The organism is Thermogutta sp. (assembly GCF_014359955.1).
GTDB lineage: Bacteria > Planctomycetota > Planctomycetia > Pirellulales > Thermoguttaceae > Thermogutta.
In genome coordinates, this window is the sequence record NZ_JACIYL010000595.1 from 1 (window position 1) to 2829 (window position 2829).

General features: G+C 57.7%; 1 protein-coding gene and 1 pseudogene. One reads left to right on the forward strand and one right to left on the reverse strand.

What is annotated here, in order from left to right:
• Positions 1-246: 246 nt before the first annotated feature.
• Positions 247-579, reverse strand: coding sequence for a hypothetical protein (locus H5U08_RS14785; RefSeq protein WP_297034697.1), 333 nt, complete (start codon positions 577-579; stop codon positions 247-249).
• A gap of 651 nt (positions 580-1230) precedes the next feature.
• Here H5U08_RS14785 and H5U08_RS14790 point away from each other — a divergent pair.
• A pseudogene (locus H5U08_RS14790) lies at positions 1231-2829 on the forward strand (hypothetical protein); the annotation flags it as partial.

The following is a 2829-nucleotide window of genomic DNA, read 5'->3' on the forward strand; positions in this document are numbered from 1 at the left end:
CCGACGCGCGGCTTGACAGTCTCACAGGTCCGGCATGGGGTACCACAGTCAGTATCCACCATGACCGACTTGAGTGGGGTGCAGCAACGTCACGATCACCGCGGACAGCCAACGGAAAGCCGGCGTTCGGACTCTTTGAGCGATGCGTCGGGAGCGATCGCAGCACCGTAGCAAAATGCACGGGTGAAACGGCACAATTCGGCCATGAAATTTGCGTTAAACGCCGAGGCCACCCAGCCCGGTCTTTCACGAGAGCTCATCCCGCGAGTCCAGGTCTTCCTCAGCCCCCTCGAGATCGGTACTGGTCTCACCTGCTTCCTGTTCCGAGAGTGGTTTGTCGGCGGGGGATTCCTCCCGGATCAGTTCCCCCATCAGGATCAGGGAAATCCAGAAGACAAGAACCGTCAGCGTGATTCCCGCGACGCATCCCACACCGAGGCCGATGTAGCGAAAAGTTGTGGCGGCCGCCGAGTTTCCCACCGCGGCCAGCACTTCGGCAACCGAGAGCACGGCTGCAAGCGACACGATCGTCAGAAAAAGTATTGTCGCCAAAGCCAGCAAGACCCGCAGTCGAATCATCCTGCATATCCCTTGTCGTTCTGTTCGCCATGATTGCGCATCAACACTCCATCTTCAGCACTTTCCGCATTCTCGTCAACATCGGTATCAGGGTAACATTGAGCCTTTCAGCCATGCAGCCGTTCTGAGGCTCATGGCAAGCCCGTGGGACCAGGAAAAGCCTTGTTTTATCGCGGTGCCCTGTGGAGGGGCCGTTCATGGATCGCGTTTCCCGAGCAAAAGAACCGACTGCGAATACGTGGGAACGGGCGATTCATGAATCGCCCCTACCGGCGGTGGTTATACGTCCATCGCTTTGGCATCCCACGTCAACAGTCATCGGGTGCATCAAATAGGTAGCCCCTTGGGATGAGCCCGTGGGAACGGCTCCGGCCGATGTGGCACGAAAACCGGAGGTCACAAGCGTGTCGTTCCCAGTGTTTCGGGGGACACAACCGGGAACCTGACTGCCGCGCTTCTTCGGAGCCGTTGGAAAGGTAGACTTTTTCTGGGATTTCAGAAAAAACGATAGCGGCCACGTCCGTCCGGGTGGCCGTCTCGCTGTCTTTGCTGGCCTGGGCAAATGAGTGTACGGATCCGGCAGCACACCGGATAATGAAATAAGAAGGGCTGAGCCGCAAACTCAGGCACTCAAGCGAAAGGATGATCCGCATGGTCAAAGTCGATCACCTGGCGTCGCTTGTCGCAAAGCGCGTCGTTCCGGTCGTCGCTGGCATCGTAGCTCTGGCGTCTCTTTCTTTGCCCATGGCCTGGGCAGAGGAAGTGCTCCTGAAAGATGGCCGCATCCTAACCGGGAAATTGGGACTCGTCACAGGCCTTGTCGATATTCCCAAGCTCGTTAATCCAGAAAGCGGCGGGCCGATTCCTCTCATCGTTTTCGTTGATGATGACCTTCGCCGAACGTTTGTTTCCAAACGGCAAATTCGGGAAATCAGGCCCGGCGTTACCGCGGAAATTCAGGAACGATTTCGACTTCGCCAGCCGGTGGCCGAGCAGGGAGCCACAATCAGCAGTGTGGGATTCCCCGTGCGGGTCACCCCCTTCGACGAGTTTGGCCGGCGGATCTACACGATGCTCACCACGCGGGGAAAGGTGGATGTCATCCAGGGTATTACGGAAATCACGCCGCAATGGATACGGATTCAGGGGATCACCCATGTTTGGGATATGCGGCTGGCCACGACAAGTCTCCCCAAAGATGTGCTTTACCGAATTCTGGTCAAGGCCTCAGGAGATAATACGAGTGTCGATACACGAAAACGGATTGCGAGGTTTTTCGTGCAGATGGGTCGCTATGAGGACGCGGTGCAGGAACTTCAGAACCTGCTCAACGATCCGCAACTTCCTGCCAACGAGAAGGCGGATATCGAGCAGTCGCTGCGAGCACTCAAACAGTTATCAGCGAGAAGAATTCTCGAGGAGCTCCGGCTGCGGTCCAAGGCCGGTCAACATCGCACCGTTTATAGCTTACTGGAGAAATTCCCCACGGAGGGCGTGGCCGGGGAGATCCTCCAGGAAGTCCGCGAATTCCGTGAGGATTACGAAAAACAGGCCCGGCAGGCGAAAGAACTTCTTTCCAAGCTGGAAGCTCTCATCCAGGGGATCGACCAGACGGCGGTCCGACAACTGTGTCTGGAGGTTTTCCAGGAAATCGCTGCACAGCTCAGCCCTGACACCTTGCCCCGGCTGGCCGCTTTCTCGCAGTTGGTTGATGACAATTCGGTCCCAGGAGAAGACCGGGTGGCCCTGGCCATCAGCGGTTGGCTGGTGGGTGCCGATCGAGCGACGCGCAATCTATCCGTCGCACTGTCGATGTACCGAACCCGGGCGTTGATTGTGGAGTATCTCAACGAAGATAACACCATGAAGAAGGGTGAAATTCTCGAGCGACTGCGCAAAGAGGAAGGAAGTTTGCCGGTGTATTCGGCCGGTATTCTCGCCCACATGGCACCCCCACGTCCGCTGCCTTCCGAGGTCGCCGGCAAGCCGGGCTTCTTCGAGATCGAGCTCACCTGGGACGCCAAGGAGCCGCCCGCCCGTTATTTGGTGCAGCTTCCTCCTGAGTACCACCCTCTCCGTCGCTATCCGGCCATTGTGACTTTGCACGGGCTGCAGACCACTCCTGAACAGCAAATTGACTGGTGGGCTGGCCCGTTCGACGAAAACGGCTATCGTCGTGGTCAGGCCGGACGTCACGGTTACATTGTCATTGCTCCGCGATGGACTCAGGAACGACAGGCGGCGTATCAG